The sequence below is a fragment of the Nocardia sputorum genome, from assembly GCF_027924405.1.
Lineage (GTDB): Bacteria > Actinomycetota > Actinomycetes > Mycobacteriales > Mycobacteriaceae > Nocardia > Nocardia sputorum.
On the sequence record NZ_AP026978.1, the window covers coordinates 625,817 to 644,526 of the forward strand.

Annotated in this window: 14 protein-coding genes; 9 read left to right on the top strand and 5 right to left on the bottom strand. The window is 68.8% G+C overall.

Annotated elements, in window-relative coordinates; all coding sequences use genetic code 11:
* Window positions 1-17: 17 nt before the first annotated feature.
* The gene (pgi, locus tag QMG86_RS02670; protein ID WP_281877472.1) at window positions 18-1,655 is read right to left on the bottom strand and encodes a glucose-6-phosphate isomerase; all 1,638 of its coding nucleotides are present in this window, start codon (window positions 1,653-1,655) and stop codon (window positions 18-20) included.
* 207 nt (window positions 1,656-1,862) lie between these two features.
* On the opposite strand from pgi, the gene QMG86_RS02675 reads away from it, so the two are divergent.
* On the top strand, window positions 1,863-3,320 hold the full coding sequence (locus QMG86_RS02675; protein ID WP_281877473.1) for an NAD-dependent succinate-semialdehyde dehydrogenase: 1,458 nt from the start codon (window positions 1,863-1,865) through the stop codon (window positions 3,318-3,320).
* Between the two features lie 111 nt (window positions 3,321-3,431).
* Here QMG86_RS02675 and QMG86_RS02680 read toward each other — a convergent pair whose 3' ends face one another.
* Complete coding sequence (locus tag QMG86_RS02680; protein ID WP_159843126.1) at window positions 3,432-3,725, bottom strand: chorismate mutase; 294 nt, start codon at window positions 3,723-3,725, stop codon at window positions 3,432-3,434.
* Between the two features lie 383 nt (window positions 3,726-4,108).
* Between QMG86_RS02680 and pcrA the strand changes: the two genes are divergently transcribed.
* The 4 genes from pcrA to QMG86_RS02700 all read left to right on the top strand — a co-directional run bounded on the left by pcrA (window position 4,109) and on the right by QMG86_RS02700 (window position 9,438).
* A complete protein-coding gene (gene pcrA / locus QMG86_RS02685) occupies window positions 4,109-6,694 on the top strand; it encodes a DNA helicase PcrA (RefSeq protein WP_281877474.1) in 2,586 nt (861 codons plus the stop codon).
* A gap of 57 nt (window positions 6,695-6,751) precedes the next feature.
* Window positions 6,752-7,177 (top strand): hypothetical protein, encoded by a 426-nt coding sequence (locus QMG86_RS02690; RefSeq protein WP_281877475.1) that lies wholly within the window; start codon window positions 6,752-6,754, stop codon window positions 7,175-7,177.
* A gap of 48 nt (window positions 7,178-7,225) precedes the next feature.
* Window positions 7,226-7,624, top strand: coding sequence for a GlcG/HbpS family heme-binding protein (locus QMG86_RS02695; RefSeq protein WP_281877476.1), 399 nt, complete (start codon window positions 7,226-7,228; stop codon window positions 7,622-7,624).
* 569 nt (window positions 7,625-8,193) lie between these two features.
* A complete protein-coding gene (locus QMG86_RS02700) occupies window positions 8,194-9,438 on the top strand; it encodes a helix-turn-helix domain-containing protein (RefSeq protein ID WP_281877477.1) in 1,245 nt (414 codons plus the stop codon).
* Between the two features lie 184 nt (window positions 9,439-9,622).
* Here the strand turns inward: QMG86_RS02700 and QMG86_RS02705 are convergent, their stop codons facing one another.
* The 3 genes from QMG86_RS02705 to QMG86_RS02715 all read right to left on the bottom strand — a co-directional run bounded on the left by QMG86_RS02705 (window position 9,623) and on the right by QMG86_RS02715 (window position 12,923).
* Window positions 9,623-10,069, bottom strand: coding sequence for a hypothetical protein (locus QMG86_RS02705; protein ID WP_281877478.1), 447 nt, complete (start codon window positions 10,067-10,069; stop codon window positions 9,623-9,625).
* A 49-nt stretch (window positions 10,070-10,118) separates the two neighbouring features.
* Window positions 10,119-11,501 (bottom strand): DUF1731 domain-containing protein, encoded by a 1,383-nt coding sequence (locus QMG86_RS02710; protein ID WP_281877479.1) that lies wholly within the window; start codon window positions 11,499-11,501, stop codon window positions 10,119-10,121.
* Between the two features lie 168 nt (window positions 11,502-11,669).
* The gene (locus tag QMG86_RS02715) at window positions 11,670-12,923 is read right to left on the bottom strand and encodes a M23 family metallopeptidase (protein ID WP_434086149.1); all 1,254 of its coding nucleotides are present in this window, start codon (window positions 12,921-12,923) and stop codon (window positions 11,670-11,672) included.
* Between the two features lie 538 nt (window positions 12,924-13,461).
* Between QMG86_RS02715 and sucC the strand changes: the two genes are divergently transcribed.
* The 4 genes from sucC (at window position 13,462) to QMG86_RS02735 (ending at window position 18,689) form a co-directional block, all read left to right on the top strand.
* Complete coding sequence (gene sucC, locus QMG86_RS02720; protein WP_281877481.1) at window positions 13,462-14,628, top strand: ADP-forming succinate--CoA ligase subunit beta; 1,167 nt, start codon at window positions 13,462-13,464, stop codon at window positions 14,626-14,628.
* Between the two features lie 25 nt (window positions 14,629-14,653).
* The gene (sucD, locus tag QMG86_RS02725; RefSeq protein WP_063021449.1) at window positions 14,654-15,568 is read left to right on the top strand and encodes a succinate--CoA ligase subunit alpha; all 915 of its coding nucleotides are present in this window, start codon (window positions 14,654-14,656) and stop codon (window positions 15,566-15,568) included.
* 438 nt (window positions 15,569-16,006) lie between these two features.
* Window positions 16,007-17,089, top strand: a complete 1,083-nt coding sequence (locus QMG86_RS02730; RefSeq protein WP_281877483.1) for a DUF5336 domain-containing protein — start codon at window positions 16,007-16,009, stop codon at window positions 17,087-17,089.
* A 91-nt stretch (window positions 17,090-17,180) separates the two neighbouring features.
* Window positions 17,181-18,689, top strand: a complete 1,509-nt coding sequence (locus QMG86_RS02735) for a cell division protein PerM (protein ID WP_281877485.1) — start codon at window positions 17,181-17,183, stop codon at window positions 18,687-18,689.
* Window positions 18,690-18,710: the final 21 nt, after the last annotated feature.

An 18,710-nucleotide genomic window follows, 5' to 3' on the forward strand; every position in this document is an offset into this window, starting at 1 on the left:
GCGGACGCGGGCCGGGCTCAGCGGTGCGCGCGGTACCAGCGAATCAGTGAGTCGGTCGACGAATCGTCCTGCGCCTGCGGGTCTTCCGGCGCCGTGAGCAGCGGGGCCAGGGCGAGCGCCTGCTGCTTGCCGAGTTCGACACCCCACTGGTCGAAGCTGTCGATGCCCCAGATGGTGCCCTCCACGAAGACTTGGTGCTCGTAGAGCGCGATGAGCTGGCCTACGACGGACGGGGTGAGCCGCGGCGCGAGGATGGTTGTAGAGGGACGGTTGCCCGGCATCACCTTGTGCGGCACGATCGCCGGATCGGTGCCCTCCGCGGCGATCTCCTCGGCGGTCTTGCCGAACGCGAGCACCTTGGTCTGCGCGAACAGGTTGCTCATCAGGATGTCGTGCATGCTGCCGGTGCCGTCGCTGGTCGCCAGATCGTCGGTGGGCTGCGCGAATCCGATGAAGTCCGCCGGGACGAGCCGGGTGCCCTGGTGCAGCAACTGGTAGAAGGCGTGCTGACCGTTGGTGCCCGGTTCGCCCCAGAAGATCTCGCCGGTGGCGGTGGTGACCGGGGTGCCGTCGGCCCGGACCGACTTCCCGTTGGACTCCATGGTCAACTGCTGCAGGTAGGCGGGGAAACGGGCGAGATCGTTCGAATACGGCAGCACGGCGTGCGATTCCGCGCCGAAGAAATTCGAATACCAGACGCCGAGCAGCCCGAGCAGCACCGGGGCGTTCGCCTCCAGCGGCGCCTCGGCGAAATGCCGGTCCACCGCGTGCATGCCGGCGAGGAACTCGGCGAAGCGCTCCTTGCCGATGGTCGCCATCACCGACAGGCCGATCGCCGAGGCCACCGAGTACCGGCCGCCGACCCAATCCCAGAACCCGAACATGTTGTCGGTGTCGATCCCGAACTTCGCGACCCGTTCGGCATTGGTGGACACCGCGACGAAGTGCTTGGCCACGGCGTCCTCGCCGAGCGCGGCGACCAGCCAGCGCCGGGCCGCGGTCGCGTTGGTGAGCGTCTCCAGGGTGGAGAAGGTCTTGGACGCGACGATGAACAGCGTGGTGGCCGGATCCAGCCCGTCCAGCTTCGCGACCAGGTCGGCGGGATCGACGTTGGAGACGAACCGCGCGCCGATGCCCGCGTCCTCGTAGTGCCGCAGCGCCTGGTGCACCATGACCGGACCCAGGTCCGACCCGCCGATGCCGATGTTGACCACCGTCGTGATGCGCTCGCCGGTCGCCCCGCGCCACGCCCCGGAGCGCAGCGCGTCGGTGAACTCGCCCATCCGCCGCAGCACCCGGTGCACCTCGGCGCCCGCGTCGACGCCGTCGATGATCATGGTCGAGCCTTCGGGCAGTCGCAGCGCGACGTGGCCGACCGCGCGGTCCTCGGAGGTGTTGATGTGCTCGCCCCGGAACATCGCGTCGCGCCGCTCGACCACGCCCGCCTCGCGGGCCAATTCGACCAGCAGGTGCAGGGTTTCCCGGTTCACGCGGTGCTTGCTGTAGTCGATGTGCAGGTCCGCCACCTGGACGGTCAGCTCGCCGCCTCGGGCCGGATCGTCGGCGAAGAACTCCCTGAGGTGTCGTCCCGCGACGGTGCCGTGGTGATCGTGCAGTTTCCGCCATGCCGCCGTCGCGGTGATGTCGCTGCTCACGTTCGCCGAGAGTACAAGCAGGCATCGCCGCGCGCACGGGCGCGTATGCGGAGAGTCGCCCGGACCTGCGCCGATGCCGAGGTGAAAATCCTCTGTGCCACACCGGACTCGCCGGGTGGCGGCCGCCCGCGACACGCCGTGTCTGCCCCGGGTCGCGGTGGTGCGCGTTCCCGCTGCGCTGGCGCCGGGGAGGCATAGGCTGGCGTCATGGTGTCCGAACGTGAACTTCTCGAATCCGTGCCGACGCAGTTGTGGATCGGTGGACGGCCGGTCGACGCCACCGGGGCGGGTACTTTCCCGGTGCACAATCCCGCGACCGGTGAAGTGCTGACGAATGTCGCGGACGCGACGCCGGAAGACGCGCTGCGCGCGCTCGACGCCGCCGTCGCGGCGCAGGATTCGTGGGCGGCCACGCCCGCCAGGGAGCGCGGGGAGATCCTGCGCGCGGTGTTCGAGCGGATCACCGCCCGCGCGGAGGAGTTCGCCCTGCTGATGACCCTGGAGATGGGCAAAGCGCTGCCGGAGAGCCGCAACGAGGTGCGCTACGGCGCGGAATTCTTCCGCTGGTTCAGTGAGGAGGCCGCCCGGGTGCACGGGCGCTACCTGCACGCGCCTTCCGGCACCGGCCGGATCATGGTGCACAAGCAGCCGGTCGGCCCCTGCCTGGCCATCACGCCGTGGAACTTCCCGCTCGCCATGGGCACGCGCAAGATCGGCCCGGCTCTGGCCGCGGGCTGCACGATGATCGTCAAGCCCGCCTCGGCGACGCCGCTGACCATGCTGCTGCTGGCGCAGCTGTGCAGCGAGGCGGGATTGCCCGACGGCGTGCTGTCGGTGCTCACCTCCAGCCGCTCCGGCGCGGTGACCCAACCGCTGCTCGACGATTCCCGGCTGCGCAAGCTCACCTTCACCGGCTCCACCGAGGTGGGCAAGAAACTGGTGGAGAAATCCGCGAACCGGTTGCTGCGCACCTCGATGGAACTCGGCGGCAACGCGCCGTTCGTCGTGTTCGGCGACGCCGACGTCGACGCCGCCGTGCAGGGCGCGATGCTGGCCAAACTGCGCAACGGCGGGGAGGCGTGCACCGCCGCCAACCGTTTCCACGTGCACAACAGCGTGCTCGAGGAGTTCACCACCAAGCTGGTCGAGGCGATGGAGAGCAGCGTGCGGCTCGGGCCGGGCGCCGATCCGGACACCACGCTGGGCCCGCTGATCAACGAGGAGCAACTGCGCACGGTCGGCGAGCTGGTGGACGACGCCGTGGCGAAGGGCGCGCGGGTGCTGATCGGCGGCAAGGCGCCCGACGGCCCCGGCTGGTTCTACCCGGCGACGGTTCTGAGCGACGTCCCGCCGCAGGCCAGGATCCTGCGCGAGGAGGTCTTCGGCCCGGTCGCCCCGATCGTCGGCTTCGACACCGAGGAGCAGGGGCTCGCCGCCGCCAACGACACGGAATTCGGACTGGTCAGCTACGTCTACACTCGCGACCTCGACCGCGCCCTGCGGATCGCCGAGGGCCTGGAATCCGGCATGGTGGGCGTCAACCGCGGCGTCATCTCCGACCCCGCCGCCCCCTTCGGCGGCGTCAAGGAGTCCGGCTTCGGCCGGGAGGGCGGCACGGAGGGGATCGAGGAGTACCTGTCCACCAAGTACATCGCGCTCACGTGAGCGAAGGCGGCCGCATCCGGCCGTGGACATGAAACGACCGCCCCGGGGCCTTCACACCCGGGGCGGCCTGTTCGGAAGCGACGGTCTCGCGAGCGCCGCGTGGCTCTCAGTTCAGTGGCCGAGCCGGCCGCGGCCGAGGCGAAGCAGCAGCATGGCGAGCGTGTGGCCTTCCTGGCCGAGCTCGCTGAAACGCTCCAGCACCTTCATCTCGCGGCTGTGCACCAGGCGCGGCCCGCCCGACGCCATGCGCGTCCGGCCGATGATCCGGGAGACTTCCGTCCGGCGCTTGATCGCGGCCAGGATCTCCGCGTCGAGACGGTCGATCTCCTTGCGGAGTTTGTCGATCTCGGCCTCGGTCTGCGGCAGCGCGGATTCGGATCCGGTCGTCGTGGCAGGGGTGCTCATCATTCATCTCCTCGTGTCAGAACATCGATCGGCGCGTGCTCGCGGCTCGTTACCGACCAGTTCTTTCACCGTGAAACAGACCTGGTGGGGCCTTGATTGTCCCCCCAGAAGGTGCGCTCAGGTACAGGCTCCGCGAACCCGGCGTCCGGCTGGCAGCCGAATCGGATGTCTTGCGAAAACGCTGAGCATGTCGCCAGTGTGCCACGGGCTGGGGGGTATGCAAAACGTATACGTTTGGGAATCGCGCGAGAAACGCAGGTCGTTTCGCCGGTGCTTCCCACCAGGGGGAGTTCATCCGCCGTTCAGTCCTCCGGCGCCGAACCGATACCGATGTCACCCGGGGCTTCATCTCTGTCGGTGGCCGCCGGTAGCGTGGATGGGCGATGGACATCACGGTGGCTCCCAAGACGCAGGCCGGTCGGGTCGTGCACCCGGATCCGACATCGAAACCGCAGTTCGCCGGCGGTAACGCAGCGGAGGGGTCGCAGCCTGCCGCCATTCCGGAGGCGCCGCCGACGGACGCCGAGCGCGAGCGGCAGCGCGTCGAGCGCGAGCAGCGTCGCGCCGAGGAGGCCGAACGCCTGCTCGACGGCCTGAATCCGCAGCAGCGCGCGGCGGTCGTGCACACCGGGTCGCCGCTGCTCATCGTGGCGGGCGCGGGCTCGGGCAAGACGGCCGTGCTCACCCGCCGCATCGCCTATCTGCTGGCCGCCCGCGGCGTCACCCCGGGCCAGGTGCTCGCGATCACGTTCACCAACAAAGCCGCCGCCGAGATGCGAGAGCGGGTGACCGGGCTGGTCGGTCCGCGCGCGAACAGCATGTGGGTGTCGACCTTCCACTCCAGTTGCGTGCGCATCCTGCGCACCCAGGCCGCGCTGCTGCCCGGGCTGAACTCCAACTTCTCGATCTACGACGCGGACGATTCGCGGCGCCTGCTCACCATGATCAGCCGCGACCTGGACATCGACACCAAGAAGTACTCGGCACGCCTGCTCGCGACCGCGATTTCGAATCTGAAGAACGAACTCATCGATCCCGCCCGTGCCACCGCGGACGCGGAATCGGACGACACGGAGCTGCCCGGCCTGGTGGCCAAGGTCTACACCGAGTATCAGCGCAGGCTGCGCTCGGCGAACGCGCTGGACTTCGACGACCTCATCGGCGAGACGGTGGCGCTGCTGCAGAACCACCCGCAGGTCGCCGAGTACTACCGCCGCCGGTTCCGGCACGTGCTCGTGGACGAGTACCAGGACACCAACCACGCGCAGTACGTCCTGGTCCGCGAACTGGTCGGCCACCACGTGGACGACGGGGCCGAGGACCGGGTGCCGCCGAGTGAACTGTGCGTGGTTGGCGACGCCGACCAGTCCATCTACGCCTTCCGCGGCGCGACCATCCGCAATATCGAGGAGTTCGAGCGCGACTTCCCCGACGCCGAAACCATCCTGCTGGAGCAGAACTACCGCTCCACCCAGCACATCCTCTCCGCCGCCAACGCGGTGATCTCGCGCAACGAGAACCGGCGGGACAAGAAGCTGTGGACCGATTCCGGCGAGGGCGATCTGATCACCGGTTACGTCGCCGACAACGAGCACGACGAGGCGTCGTTCGTCGCCCGCGAGATCGACCGGCTGGTCGACCAGGGCGAGGCCAACTACGGCGACGTCGCGGTGTTCTATCGCACCAACAACAACTCCCGCGCGCTGGAAGAGATATTCATCCGGATGGGCCTGCCCTACAAGGTGGTCGGCGGCGTCCGCTTCTACGAGCGCAAAGAGGTGCGCGACATCGTCGCCTACTTGCGGGTGCTGGAGAACCCGGAGGACGCGGTGAGCATGCGCCGCATCCTGAACACGCCGCGCCGCGGCATCGGCGACCGGGCCGAAGCCTGTGTGGCGGTCCATGCCGAGCAGCGCGGGATCGGTTTCGCCGCCGCGCTGCGCGACGCCGCCGAAGGCAAAGTGGCGCTGCTGAACACGCGCGCGCAGCGGGCCATCGCCGGCTTCCTCGATCTGCTCGACGATATCCGGGCGGCGGGCGAGCGAGACGACTCCGACTTCCCCGACGTGGGCAACGTCGTGGAGGCGGTGCTCGAGCGCACCGGTTATCGCGCCGAACTGGAAGCGTCCGACGACCCGCAGGACGGCGCCCGGCTGGACAACCTCAACGAGTTGGTCAGTGTCGCGCGGGAGTTCAGCTCCGAGGCGCACAACAACGCGGAGGCGGCCCGCCAGGAGGGGCTGCTGCCCGAGGTGGGCGAAGGGGAGCCGGATCCCGGTTCGCTCGCCGCGTTCCTCGAGCGGGTCTCCCTGGTGGCGGATACCGATCAGATTCCGGACGAGGGCTCCGGCGTGGTCACGATGATGACGCTGCACACCGCCAAGGGCCTGGAATTCCCCGTGGTGTTCGTGACGGGCTGGGAGGACGGGCAGTTCCCGCACATGCGGGCGCTCGGCGATCCGACCGAGCTGGCCGAGGAACGCCGCCTCGCCTACGTCGGCATCACCAGGGCCCGGCGGCGCCTGTATCTGACGCGTGCGGTGGTGCGGTCCGGCTGGGGGCAGCCGGTGTCGAACCCGGAATCGCGATTCTTGCAGGAAATTCCGGGTCATCTCATCGATTGGCGGCGGCTGGAGCCCGCCGGCTCGCCCGGGACGCGCGGCATCCGGCGGCGTGGCGGGGACGACGACGGGTTGGAGCGGGACTGGACGCGCGGCGACGGATGGTCGGAGCCGCGGCCCGGCCTGCGGGATCGCGGGCCGCGCAGGCCCGCTCCCGGCGGCGCGACCCGCAACAACACGAACCTGGTGCTCGCGGTGGGCGATCGGGTCAGCGACGACAAGTACGGTCTCGGCCGTGTGATCGCCGCGGAGGGCTTCGGGCCGCTGGCCACGGTGACCATCGATTTCGGCACCGCGGGCAAGATCCGGTTGATTCCGCAGTACAGCCGGACCTTGGTCAAGCTTTGACCCGCGCGGGCCTTCGGCCCCTGCCCGCGTCCGGCTCGCGCCGGTAGGGTCCGCGACGTGGATACGATCGCGCAGCACATCCTGTGGTTCCTGCCCATGCTCTGGCTCGGCATGGTGCTGGCCATCTCGTTCCTGGAAGCGCCGCTGAAGTTCCGGGCCCCCGGCGTCACGCTGGCGCTGGGGCTCGGCATCGGCCGCTTGGTGTTCCGCGCGCTGAACATCGCCGAGGCCGTGCTCGCCGCGCTACTGGTGCTCGCGGCACTGATCGTCGGCCCCGGTGCAGCGACGTGGGTGTGGTTGGGCGTGGCCGCGGTCGTGCTGGCCGTTCAGATCGTGGTGGTTCGCCCGCCGCTGACCCGCCGGTCCGATCGCGTACTCGCGGGCGAGGAACTGCCGCGCTCGCACGCGCACTACTGGTACATCGGCCTGGAGGTCGCCAAGGTCGTCGCGTTGGTCGGCCTCGCGATCGCCGCGGCGCCGTAGGCGCGGTCGCCGCGGCCGGTTCCGTCGGTGGTACGTCATTCTGGATCCATGACGATCTCGCTCGACCGAGCCGAATCCCTGGTCGCCGCCGCCCGCCGAGCCGCGACCGACCGGGGGGAAACGGTCACGATCGCGGTGGTCGACGCCGACGGCAATCTGATGGCCTTCGCACGCATGCCCGGCGCGTCGCTGCCCACCATCGACGCCGCCCAGCACAAAGCTGCCGCCGCGATCGCACTCGGCTTCGACACCCTTCAGATGGCCCCCCTCAACGACCCGGGGCACCTGCTGCCCGGGGCGGTGTCCTCGGGGGAACCGTTCGTGCCGCACGGCGGCGGTGTCCTGATCAAAACGGGCGGAGTCCTGATCGGTGCGCTCGGAGTGTCCGGCGCGACAAACCCGATCGTCGATCACAAGATCGCGTCGGCGGCCGCCCGGTCGGGCTGAGTACTCATCCGGTCACCTGCCGATACCGCTCCCAGCTGTTCAGCGTGGCTCACGCGAAGTGTCCGGCCTCATCCGCCCCGCTTCGATGAGCGTCTGCCGGGCCGCCGCCTTGCGTGGGCATTGATCGGTTCGGCATGCCCTGTGTCGTTGCATGGCCAGGTGCGCTTCGGTAACGCTCAATGGAGTGTCGGGCGCTTCGTGCGGCCACCCGGTAGGCCACATTCCGGCGTCGGGTTGCTCGGCGCGAAGCCGTTGGCGTTCCCGTGCGGCACGCCACTCGGCCGCCACCCGATCGATGATCGCTTGCGCCGACATGTCGTCTTGCTCGCCGTCTCGCCACCAGTCGAACCCCATCGCGTTTCACCCCTGCTGTGCTCGCTTGTCGTTTGGCGCACGCCACCCGGCGGGGTGATGGTCACCGCAGGCCGCTCACGGCTTGCGATGCGTCCGTTCCGGGCGGGAGGGACGCGCCCGCCGGGTGGGTGCGGCTGCAAGCGTCGCTCGGAAATCTCCGCTCTGGACTGGGAAAACGGCTACAACGCGTCTACTGATCCGCCTACGATGCACGCATGGGGACGGACGGGGGGTTTCCTCCTGACATCGGGGAACGTCTGCGAGCCGCCAGACAGGCAGCGGGGCTCTCACTCGCCGAGCTAGCGGCGCGGATCCCGTTTTCGCGCAGCTACTTGGGCCATGTCGAGACGGGGACACGCGCCGCCTCGCCCGACGTGGTCGCGGCCTATGCCCGCGCATGCGGCGAAGTGACCTGCGATCCTGTCACACTGGTCAGTATGTTGGGCCGAGCCGATGTCGATCGCCGCTCGTTCCTGCGCACGTCCGTCTACAGCGCGGCGCTTTCCGCGACAGCGCTGGTGTCGCAGTCGGATATGGCCCGGTTGGCGCGAGTCGATGAATCGGCGCGTGTCGGCATGCCGGAAGTGCGTGCTGTGCAGAGGATCACGGACGCGTTCCTCGGCCTGGACGAGGTCAAGGGTGGCGGTATCGGCCGGACCGCTGTCGCCGAGTTCCTGAGCACGGATGTCGCCTCATTGCTGCGATCGCGCTTCGCCGATTCGACGGTCCGTTCCGCCGCGTTCAGCTCTGCGGCCGAACTGGCCTACCTGGCGGGTTTCAAAGCGCACGATGCCGGTGAGGACGGCATTGCGCAGCGGTATTTCCTCTCGGCATTGCGGCTGGCGGAGGAAAGCCAGTTGCCCGGCCAAGACGCTTGGGTGCTGCGCATTCTCGCGATGCAGGGAGCAGACATCGGCCAACCGAAATTCAGTCCTGCCCTCGCTGAAGCAGCCGTGGCGCGCGGCCGAGGCCAACTCGGACCGGATACAACGGCGTTGCTAATTGTCGTCGTGGCTCGCTGTCGTGCCGAAACCGGCGACCACGCAGGGGCACTGGCGGCCCTGCGAACCGCCGAACCACACCTGACTCCGGATCTGCACGCCGAACAACCCCGCTGGGTGTCGATGTGGTGCCCGAACAAGGGCACGGTCGTGGACCAGGCGGCGAAGACCTTCCTTGCTCTGGGTGACCTCGCCAATACCGAACGCTATTACGAACTGGGCACGAGTATCTGGAATCCCCAGACCCATGCCCGTGTGTGGGCCCTCAGCGCTGCCGAAACCGGCCTATTGCGCTGGAGACTCGGCAAGCACACTGACGCCCTCAACATGTGGCGGGCTGCCTTACCTGTGCTGCGCTCCGTCAACTCTGCGCGTACCACCGCTGCGCTGGGCAAGATTCGCCGCGCCGCCCCGGAACTTTTCGAGGACACTGCCGCCACCGACATCCCCGCCTTGTGAAGTCGTGTCCGCCCAGTGGGTCACGTCAGATACACGATGGTGCAAAACGTCGCGCCAGATTTATTCGTCGGCAGAATGGCATACCTGCCGCTGTGTAAATCGGATTCAGTTTGAATCAGCGTCGGGCAACCCTCAACGGGTTCGATGGCATGAGGTCGGCAGATCTCAGCGACGAGTATGGCCGCTAGCGAGTATCCAGCACCATCGCGATGGGAACGCGGATCTCCCCACCCGGGTCGAAACGCAGGACAACCATGTCCGGGGTCCAGTCGATCCGTGGTTCGGTACTCCAGCCGAGCGGAATCGTGATGACGTGACCGCGTGACACCCCGCTTTCGAACAGCGGTCCGAGCCATACCTCGTACGCGTCGATGTCCATCCGGCTGTGTGTCCGCTTTACGGCGGCGGCATACGTGTCGTTCAGTGCCGGATATATGCGGACCGTGTCGGTGCGATGCATGAATAGGCCGACTGCCGTCACGACTGTCACGAGCGTGCCCACACTGATACCGAGCGCGAGTCCCCACGCGAACGGCCAACTGAGTATGCGTCTTCGGGGCCTGGCTCGCGGCGGGCGCCGCAACTGCTCTACGGGCCGCATCGGTTCCAGAGGGGGCTGCGAAACTGTCATGGCCCCATCATGCTCGGCGGGGCAGGCCCTTCTACGCACCTGGAATTGGTCAGTGGGGCAGCAGGTCCCCCAACGCCTTGTCGAGGGTGGGATAGCGGAAGGTGAAGCCCGCCTTCGGCAATACCTCCGAGGTGGCGTGGCGGCCGGTGAGGCCGAGGGCCGGATCGGAGCGGAGGAGGATCGCGCCGAGGGTCAGTAGGGGTGCGGGCGTGGGTGGGGCGGGTGGCCGGTGCAGGTGTTTGCGCAGGAGGCGCATCAGCTCGCGGTTGCGGACCGGTGCGTCGGTGGCGGCCACCAGAACTCCGCTGGGCAGTTCGATCGCAGGATCGAGGCCGAGTGCGGCGCGGACGATCGCGAGCCAGTCGTCGATGTGGATCCAGCTGAACCACTGGTTGCCGGAGCCGACTCGACCGCCGAGGCCCGCCCGGGTGAGCTGGGTGAGGCGTCGCAAGGCGGGCGCTTGCGGGTCGAGCACGATCGAGGTGCGCAGAATGGTCCAGTGTGCGGCGTGGGCGGGGTCGAAGGACCGCTCCCACGGTTCGGCGACGCCGGTCATCTGCGGTAGCCCGACGGGTAGGGGAGTGCTTTCGGTGCAGCGGGTTTCGTCCGCGTCCGACCATATGGCGGTAGTGCTCGCCTGCACCCAATAGTCGATCGGCGCGTCGCGTGTCGCGGCGGCGGCGACCAGGGCGCGGGTGGAATCGACTCGGCTGTCGCGTAATTCGGCGATGTTCCGCGCCGTCGGACGGCAGTCCACCAGTTTCCCGGCGAGGTTGACGATTGCCGTGCGACCCGGATTACGCAGCGTCGCAACCCATGCACCGACCGATCTGCCGTCCCACTCCGCTTGGTCGAAAGGCAGCTCGGGATCGCGACGACGAGTGAGGATGACAGCGCGATGGCCGCGACAGGTCAGGTCTGCGGCGACGTGCCTGCCGAGTCCGCCGGTGCCGCCGGGGATGACCACCGTGAGCGCGTCGGCACCGGGCTGGAGGCCGGCCGCGAAGGCCAAGCGGGCGAATCCCACCCGCACATCGGATTCGAGCAAGCCGGTGGCGAGCAGCCGAGCCATACCGGCTGACAGGCCTAGAAAGGTCAATCGCTGGGTGATTTCGGTGCCGCCGTCGCGCGGCGTCAGCGTCCAGCTCAGCCGCATCCGCCCGAGCGGTTCGGACTGTTCGATGCGCAGCTCCCGCTCCGGGCGCACGGCGGCGACGACGAACGGCAGCGCGGTGCGCACGTGCAGACCGCGATGCGCCCGCCCTCGTGGCACGTAGGTTCCCGTACTGCCTACCGCGACCGGTCCGTCCAGCCGCGCAGCGGCGACGCCCGGGTTCCACTCCGGCCATCGCGTCGGATCGCCGAGCACACTCCAAATCCGTTCGGCAGGCATCGCGATGAATTGCGTGTACGTCGTTGTACGTCGTGCCATGAGCCCGACGCTAATCCGTCGGCGGGCGCGGGGGAATCGTGCGCATCGTCATGTACCGAATCCGCGGTGCGGGGACGAGAATGCCCGGCCGACGCGAACCCGATGGCCGTAAGGCACCCGAACTCCGTGCGCCGGAGCCACCGCTAGCGCGTGGCCACGGCGCGCCGTTCAGTCGCGCTGCGGGCCGAGGCTGATGCCGCGGGTCGCCAGCCAGGGCAGCGGGTCGACCTTGTCGGTGCCGTTCAGCCAGACCTCGAAGTGGCAGTGCGGACCGGTGGAGAATCCGCGGTTGCCGATCGTGGCGATCTGGTCGCCGGCGAGCACGCGCTGGCCCTGGGACACCGTGGCGGTGTCGATGTGGCCGTAGATGGTGACGGTGCCGTCGTCGTGCAGCAGGCGGACCCACATGCCGAAGCCAGAGGCGGGCCCGGCTTCGATCACGGTGCCGTCGGCGACGGCGTAGATCGGGGTACCGATCGGGCCCGCGATGTCGATGCCCAGATGCTGTACGCCCCAGCGCATGCCGAAGCCGGAGGTGAAGGTGCCCGCGGCGAACTTGCTGAAGAGCGGGCGAAGCTTCGCGGCCTCCTGGGCAGCGAGGTCTTCCGCGTACTTCTGGCCCTTCTGCAGGATGTCGTTGAACTGATCGAGGTGCGCGGGCGAGGAGACGTTCAGCACCTGCGGGGAGTCCGGCGCCGCCGTCGGATCGGCCACGTTCATCGACTGCGCGGCGATCTCATGGATCTGGCCGGCGGCTTCGTAGTCCACCGCCTGCGACGGCTGCTCGGGCGAGGCGAACGCGGCCTGTCCGGCCGCGACGACCGCACCCGCGGCGACGGCGGCGACCGCGGCGCGTCCCTTCAGAGCGGCGGGCGGCGCCGCCACCCGATGCGCGCCGCCGCGCTTGTTCGCGGCACGGCGCCCGGGGATGACGGTCGGGAGGGCGGGTGTGCGCGGCTCCTCGGGAGCCTCGGGCTCGGCGGTCTCGGTGGCCCAGGACTCCTCGGGCGCCCAGCAGCCGGTGTCGGACACCCAGGATCGCTCGTCGGGCGCCCACGCCTCCTGTTCGGCCCACGCGTCGCCGGAGTTCCATGCGCCGCCGTCGGACCAGGTCTCCTGCCGCGCCCAATTCTGTTGCGCCCACGCGTTGTTCGTGGCCCAGGAGTCGTCGGAGGCCGCGTTCTGATAGGCCGGCTGCTCGTAGCCCGCGTCGTGGACGGGCTGTTCGGCGTCGTAGCCGTAGCCGGCGCCGGTGGCCTGGAAGTAGTCGTACTGCGCCTGCGGCGCGGCTTCGTACCCGGCGTGGTGCTGGTCGAACGAGGGTTCGGCGTGTGCGCTCGGGGCGAAGGGCTCGTCGTCGGGGCGGTAACGATGTCCCGTCCGCGAGCGATCAGTGAGAGCGAAGGTGGAGCTGTGGTTCATCGGCGGTGCCACATCGTGAAGCTGGTGGAACTCGGAAGCCGCCTGACCAGCGGCGTCGATCGGTCGAATACGGAGCGGCTCTCCATCTGCGGAGCGCTGTGCTGCGTCAAAGCTTGCCGTCCTCCTAGTCGTGACCGTGTTGTGACATCGACCGCATTGACGGTAACGAAATGATTGAGCGGCGACAAGCGGTGCGGCTGGTCCGTAACAAACATGTGAGATTGATCACGCTTAGCCCGTGGAATAACTCACTGCTGTATGGGCACCCCGGAGAGGTTGTTCAACGACAATTCGTAGTAGATCCGGCTCCGCCCATGGGTTCGCCCGCTCTACCTGGCGCGGTGCCAGCAACCTACTCGCCAGTAGCGTTGGCCAGGGGTTTTGCCGGTCCGGGCGACGCCGGGTGACCTGCGCCACTTAGGATGAACGTGGCCGATTGGCCCTCCATGTGACTGGTTAGAGTCCGACCCGACCCGCTTCCGACGTCGGGCCGCCAACAAAGACGTTGTCATCGCAACGCAGACGAGACGGTGAGTACATGGATCTCTTCGAATATCAGGCGAAGGAGCTCTTCGTTAAGCACGGAGTGCCTTCGTCCGAGGGCCGCGTCACGGACACGGCCGAGGACGCCCGCGCCATCGCGGCGGAAATCGGCAAGCCGGTGATGATCAAGGCCCAGGTGAAGGCCGGTGGCCGTGGTAAGGCCGGTGGCGTCAAGTACGCCGCGACCCCGGAGGACGCGCTCACGCACGCGCAGAACATCATCGGCCTGGACATCAAGGGCCACATCACCAAGAAGATCCTTGTCGCCGAGGCCAAGGACATCGCGGAGGAGTACTACATCTCCTTCCTGCTGGACCGGGCCAACCGGACCTACCTGGCCATGTGCTCCGTCGAGGGCGGCATGGAGATCGAAGAGGTCGCCGCGACCAAGCCGGAGCGGCTGGCGAAGGTCCCGGTCGACGCGGTCAAGGGCGTCGATCTGGCGTTCGCGCGCTCGATCGCCGAGCAGGGCCACCTGCCCGCCGACGTGCTGGACGCCGCCGCCGTGACCATTCAGAAGCTGTGGGAGGTGTTCGTCGCGGAGGACGCCACCCTGGTGGAGGTCAACCCGCTGGTGCGCACCCCGCAGGACGAGATCCTCGCGCTGGACGGCAAGGTCACCCTCGATGAGAACGCCGGATTCCGCCACCCGGAGCACGAGGCGTTCGCGGACAAGGACGCGACCGACCCGCTGGAGCTCAAGGCCAAGGAGAACGACCTCAACTACGTCAAGCTCGACGGCGAGGTCGGCATCATCGGCAACGGCGCCGGTCTGGTTATGTCCACCTTGGACGTCGTCGCCTACGCGGGCGAGGGCCACGGCGGCGTGAAGCCGGCCAACTTCCTGGACATCGGTGGCGGCGCCTCGGCCGAGGTGATGGCCGCCGGTCTGGACGTCATCCTGAACGACAGCCAGGTCAAGAGCGTGTTCGTGAACGTGTTCGGCGGCATCACCGCGTGTGACGCGGTCGCCAACGGCATCGTGAAGGCGCTGGAGATCCTCGGCGACGAGGCCAACAAGCCGCTGGTCGTCCGCCTGGACGGCAACCGCGTCGACGAGGGTCGCAAGATTCTGGCCGACGCCGCGCACCCGCTGGTGACGCTGGCGCAGACAATGGACGAAGGCGCCGACAAGGCCGCCGAACTGGCAGCCGCCCGATAACGACGGCCGAGTAAGGACGAAAAGAATGTCTATCTTCCTGAACAAGGACTCCAAGGTCATCGTCCAGGGCATCACCGGCGGCGAGGGCACCAAGCACACCGCGCTGATGCTGAAGGCGGGCACCCAGATCGTGGGCGGTGTGAACGCGCGCAAGGCGGGCACCACCGTCGCGCACACCGACAAGGACGGCAACGCGGTCGAACTGCCGGTGTTCGGCACCGTCGCCGAGGCCATCAAGGAGACCGGCGCCGACGTGTCCATCGCGTTCGTGCCGCCGAAGTTCGCCAAGGACGCCATCATCGAGGCCATCGACGCGGAGATCCCGCTGCTGGTGGTCATCACCGAGGGCATCCCGGTGCAGGACACCGCCTACGCGTGGGCCTACAACGTGGAGAAGGGCAGCAAGACCCGGATCATCGGCCCGAACTGCCCCGGCATCATCACCCCGGGCGAGTCGCTGGTCGGCATCACCCCGGCCAACATCACCGGCAAGGGCCCGATCGGCCTGGTCTCCAAGTCCGGCACGCTGACCTACCAGATGATGTACGAGCTGCGCGACTTCGGCTTCTCGACCTCCATCGGCATCGGCGGCGACCCGGTCATCGGCACCACCCACATCGACGCCATCGAGGCGTTCGAGAAGGACCCGGAGACCAAACTGATCGTGATGATCGGCGAGATCGGCGGCGACGCCGAGGAGCGGGCCGCGGCCTACATCAAGGCCAACGTCACCAAGCCGGTCGTCGGCTACGTGGCGGGCTTCACCGCCCCCGAGGGCAAGACCATGGGCCACGCGGGCGCCATCGTGTCCGGTTCGTCGGGCACCGCCCAGGCGAAGAAGGACGCGCTGGAGGCCGCGGGCGTGAAGGTCGGCAAGACGCCGTCCGAGACCGCCGCGCTGGCTCGCGAGATCCTCGAGAAGGCCAGCATCAGCGCCTGATCTCTCCTCCGCGCACGAAGGCCGCCTCCGAATTCGGGGGGCGGCCTTCGTCATGTGTGGCGGTGGGCTCAGGCTTGGGCAGCAGCCGAGCGTCCTGACCAGCCACGTGCGGAACTGGGCGCGCTGCCGGGGATCCGTGATCCCCTTCGCTTGTTGATACGAGGCAACGCGGCGGATGGTTCATCGACTTTCGCCGGGAATTCCCCGCTATTGAGAATCCGTGGGTGTGAAAATCGCCATCGCGGGAAACAGTTCTGAGGAGCGGTAGGTGGTCTCGCTGAAGACTCCGCGCCGGACACCTGCCGCGACCTGCCGGGATACGGGCGGATCCGCTCATCCCGGCCGTCGCGGCGGGGTGACCTGGGCGAGGGAGTGCAGTAGCGTCAGAAGTAATCCAGCCGTGAAGACCATGTACGACTCGATTTAGGAGACGACGACATGTCCTACCCGACCGGGGGCTCCGGGTACAACACACCCTCGCCCTCAGCGCCATCCAGCCAGAGCCCGGCCACGGGTGGTGCCACTTCAGGTTCGAGCGCTACCGGTTCCGATGCCAAAGGTCTGCCGTTCTTCCTGGTGGTCGGCGTAGCGGCGCTCGGCGTGATCAACTTCCTGCTCGGCTTCCTGCCGTTCCTCGGCAGCAAGCCGGTCGATATCGGCGGCCGCCGGGTCAGCGCGCCCGAGACGGCCAACCTCTTCGAGGTGGCCTCCGGTACTCCGCTGCTCGGCCTGCTGCTGCTCGGCGGTCTGCTCGCCGGGCTGTCGCTGCTGCCGAAGCAGAACTGGATCGGCGCGGCCGCCGCGGCTTCGACCGCTGGTTTCATCGCGCTGCTGTTCCAGTCGTTCAACTTCGGCGAGGGCAGTGAGCTGAAAGCGGGAGCGTTCGTCCTGCTCGTGCTGGCCTTCGTGCAGGCGGCCGTGGCGATCGCCGCGACGCTGTTCGAGACGGGCATCCTCAAGGCGCCCGCACCGCGCCCGGCCACCGCGCCGAGCGGTTTCGGCCAGGGCGGCTACGGCCAGCAGCAACCGTCGTACGGACCGGGCCAGCAGCAGTCCTACGGCCAGGGGCAGCCCGGTTACGGCGCGAGCCCGTACGGCCAGTCCGGGTACGGCGCGCAGGCCGCGCCGCCGCAGTTCCCGTCCCAGGCGGGGCAGCCGTCGCCCTACGGGCAGAGCCAGCCCGGATACGGTCAAGCGCAGCAGGGCCAGTCCTACGGCCAGCAGCAGTCCCCTTACGGCCAGAGCCAGCCGACCACGGCTTACGGTGCGTCCCAGCAGCCGGGTTCGCCCTACGGCGCGCAGCCGCGCCCGGACGAGAGCGTGACCCAGCACTTCGGCGGCCAGCAGCAGTCCGGCCAGCAGCAGTCCGGCCAGCAGTCGCCCTACGGTTCCCCGGGCTACGGCCAGCAGCAGGCCCAGCCGAGCCAGCAGAACAAGCCGTTCGGCGGCGAACAGAGCGGTGACCCCTCTTCGGACGCCACCCAGGCTTTCCGTCCCTCGAACGACGACAACAACAAGTAGGAATTCAGCGGCATCCTCCCCGCGGCGGCGGTCGCGTGCCTGCGGCGCGCCTGACCCGTTCGTGCCGGGGAGGATGCCACGCTGAAATGCCATGAGCTCCTCCAGAAACTCCTCGACCCGCCGGATCGGCGGGTCGCGCGCGTCGCAGCCGGACCCCGACGCGGAGGAAGCCGGGTTTCTGTCGCTCACCCCGGAGCGGTCCAGGGTGCTCATCGCCGTCGCGGGCCGCCCGTCGGCCTTCGGGCTGACCACCCTCGTCGTGCTCGTGCTCGGCACGCTGCTGGCGGCGGGCAGCGATCTGGATGGCGCGTCCGGCGCGGTCGCCGCGTCCTGGCTGGCCGTGCATCAGGTGCCGCTGGTGATCGGCAAGACCTCGCTCGGGCTGCTTCCGCTGTTGCCGACCGCCCTGCTGGTCTGGCTGGCCGCGCGGGAATCCGCGCGCGCCGTCGAACCGCAGTGCACCCGGGCGGATCTCGGGTGGATCGTCGGCGCCGCGGTAGGCGGTCCGCTGCTGGTCACTTCCGTCTGCCTCGCGGTCACCGAAGACGCCTCCGGGGTCATCGCGCTGCAACCGCCGAACACCCTCGCCGCGTTCGCGTGGGTCGCGGCGCTGTATCTGCTGGCCGCCGCCATCGGTATCGCGGTCCGCCTGCGGCAGCAACTGTTCGCGCTGCTGCGAATGCCCGATTGGGTGGTCTCCGGCCTCTACGGCGCAGGCCGCTCCACGCTGCGCCTGCTGGTCTGCGCGACGGCGGTGGCGGTGATCTCGTTCCTCGCGCACATTCCGCGCCTCGGCGAGATGTACCGATCGGCGGGCGATTTCGGTGGCGTCGTCGGGCTGACCGTGCTCTCGCTGGCCTACCTGCCGAACTTGGTGATCCAGACCGTCGGCGTGCTGGTCGGTTCGAGCGCGCAGATCGGCGTCGCGTCCTTCGGGGTGTTCTCGGTGGTCGGCGGCCCCATCCCGGCGTTTCCGTTGCTCGCCGCGGTGCCGACCGGGCCCGCGGCGGGATGGTGGCCGGTATTGCTGCTGATCCCCGCGGCAGTCGGCGTGCTCGGGGGGCTCGACCTCGCGCGCACCTCCACCGACCGGATCACCGCGCCGTGGGCCACGCTCACCTCCGCCGCGCTCGCCGCGCTCGCGCTGACGGTGGCCGGGATGGTCGCGGGCGGCGACCTCGGCGAGGTCGGACGGGTCGGCCTGGACCTGCCGATCTTCACCCTCGTCGCGTTCGCCTGGCTGGCGATTCCCGGCTACGCGGGGCTGGCTTTCGCGCGCTGGTTCCTGGTGCCGGTCGGCGTCCCGCCGGGCGGCTACGCCGATCCCTACGACGACTACTCCGACGAGGACGACGCGGACTACGACGACTACTACGACTACTACGAGGACGACGACTACCACGACGACGACGGCTACGACGACGACCACTACGACTACGACCAGCCGGAGCTGGAGGGCCCGCTGGATGCCGAACTCGTCGACGAGCCGCCCGCGATCGAGACCCGCGTCCGCTACCACGACCACGCCGGGGCCGACATCGTCGACGCCGAGGTGGTCGAGGCGGACCTGCCGGACAGTGACCGGGTGGACGGTCGTTAGGCTCTAACCCGGCGGTGCCGC

Bases quoted from the DNA above. Each gene is read 5' to 3' on its own strand.
- QMG86_RS02675 (WP_281877473.1), top strand. From the start codon at position 1,863: ATGGTGTCCGAACGTGAACTTCTCGAATCCGTGCCGACGCAGTTGTGG.
- QMG86_RS02680 (WP_159843126.1), bottom strand. From the start codon at position 3,725: ATGAGCACCCCTGCCACGACGACCGGATCCGAATCCGCGCTGCCGCAG.
- pcrA (WP_281877474.1), top strand. From the start codon at position 4,109: ATGGACATCACGGTGGCTCCCAAGACGCAGGCCGGTCGGGTCGTGCAC.
- QMG86_RS02695 (WP_281877476.1), top strand. From the start codon at position 7,226: ATGACGATCTCGCTCGACCGAGCCGAATCCCTGGTCGCCGCCGCCCGC.
- QMG86_RS02700 (WP_281877477.1), top strand. From the start codon at position 8,194: ATGGGGACGGACGGGGGGTTTCCTCCTGACATCGGGGAACGTCTGCGA.
- QMG86_RS02705 (WP_281877478.1), bottom strand. From the start codon at position 10,069: ATGACAGTTTCGCAGCCCCCTCTGGAACCGATGCGGCCCGTAGAGCAG.
- QMG86_RS02710 (WP_281877479.1), bottom strand. From the start codon at position 11,501: ATGGCACGACGTACAACGACGTACACGCAATTCATCGCGATGCCTGCC.
- QMG86_RS02715 (WP_434086149.1), bottom strand. From the start codon at position 12,923: ATGAACCACAGCTCCACCTTCGCTCTCACTGATCGCTCGCGGACGGGA.
- sucC (WP_281877481.1), top strand. From the start codon at position 13,462: ATGGATCTCTTCGAATATCAGGCGAAGGAGCTCTTCGTTAAGCACGGA.
- sucD (WP_063021449.1), top strand. From the start codon at position 14,654: ATGTCTATCTTCCTGAACAAGGACTCCAAGGTCATCGTCCAGGGCATC.
- QMG86_RS02730 (WP_281877483.1), top strand. From the start codon at position 16,007: ATGTCCTACCCGACCGGGGGCTCCGGGTACAACACACCCTCGCCCTCA.
- QMG86_RS02735 (WP_281877485.1), top strand. From the start codon at position 17,181: ATGAGCTCCTCCAGAAACTCCTCGACCCGCCGGATCGGCGGGTCGCGC.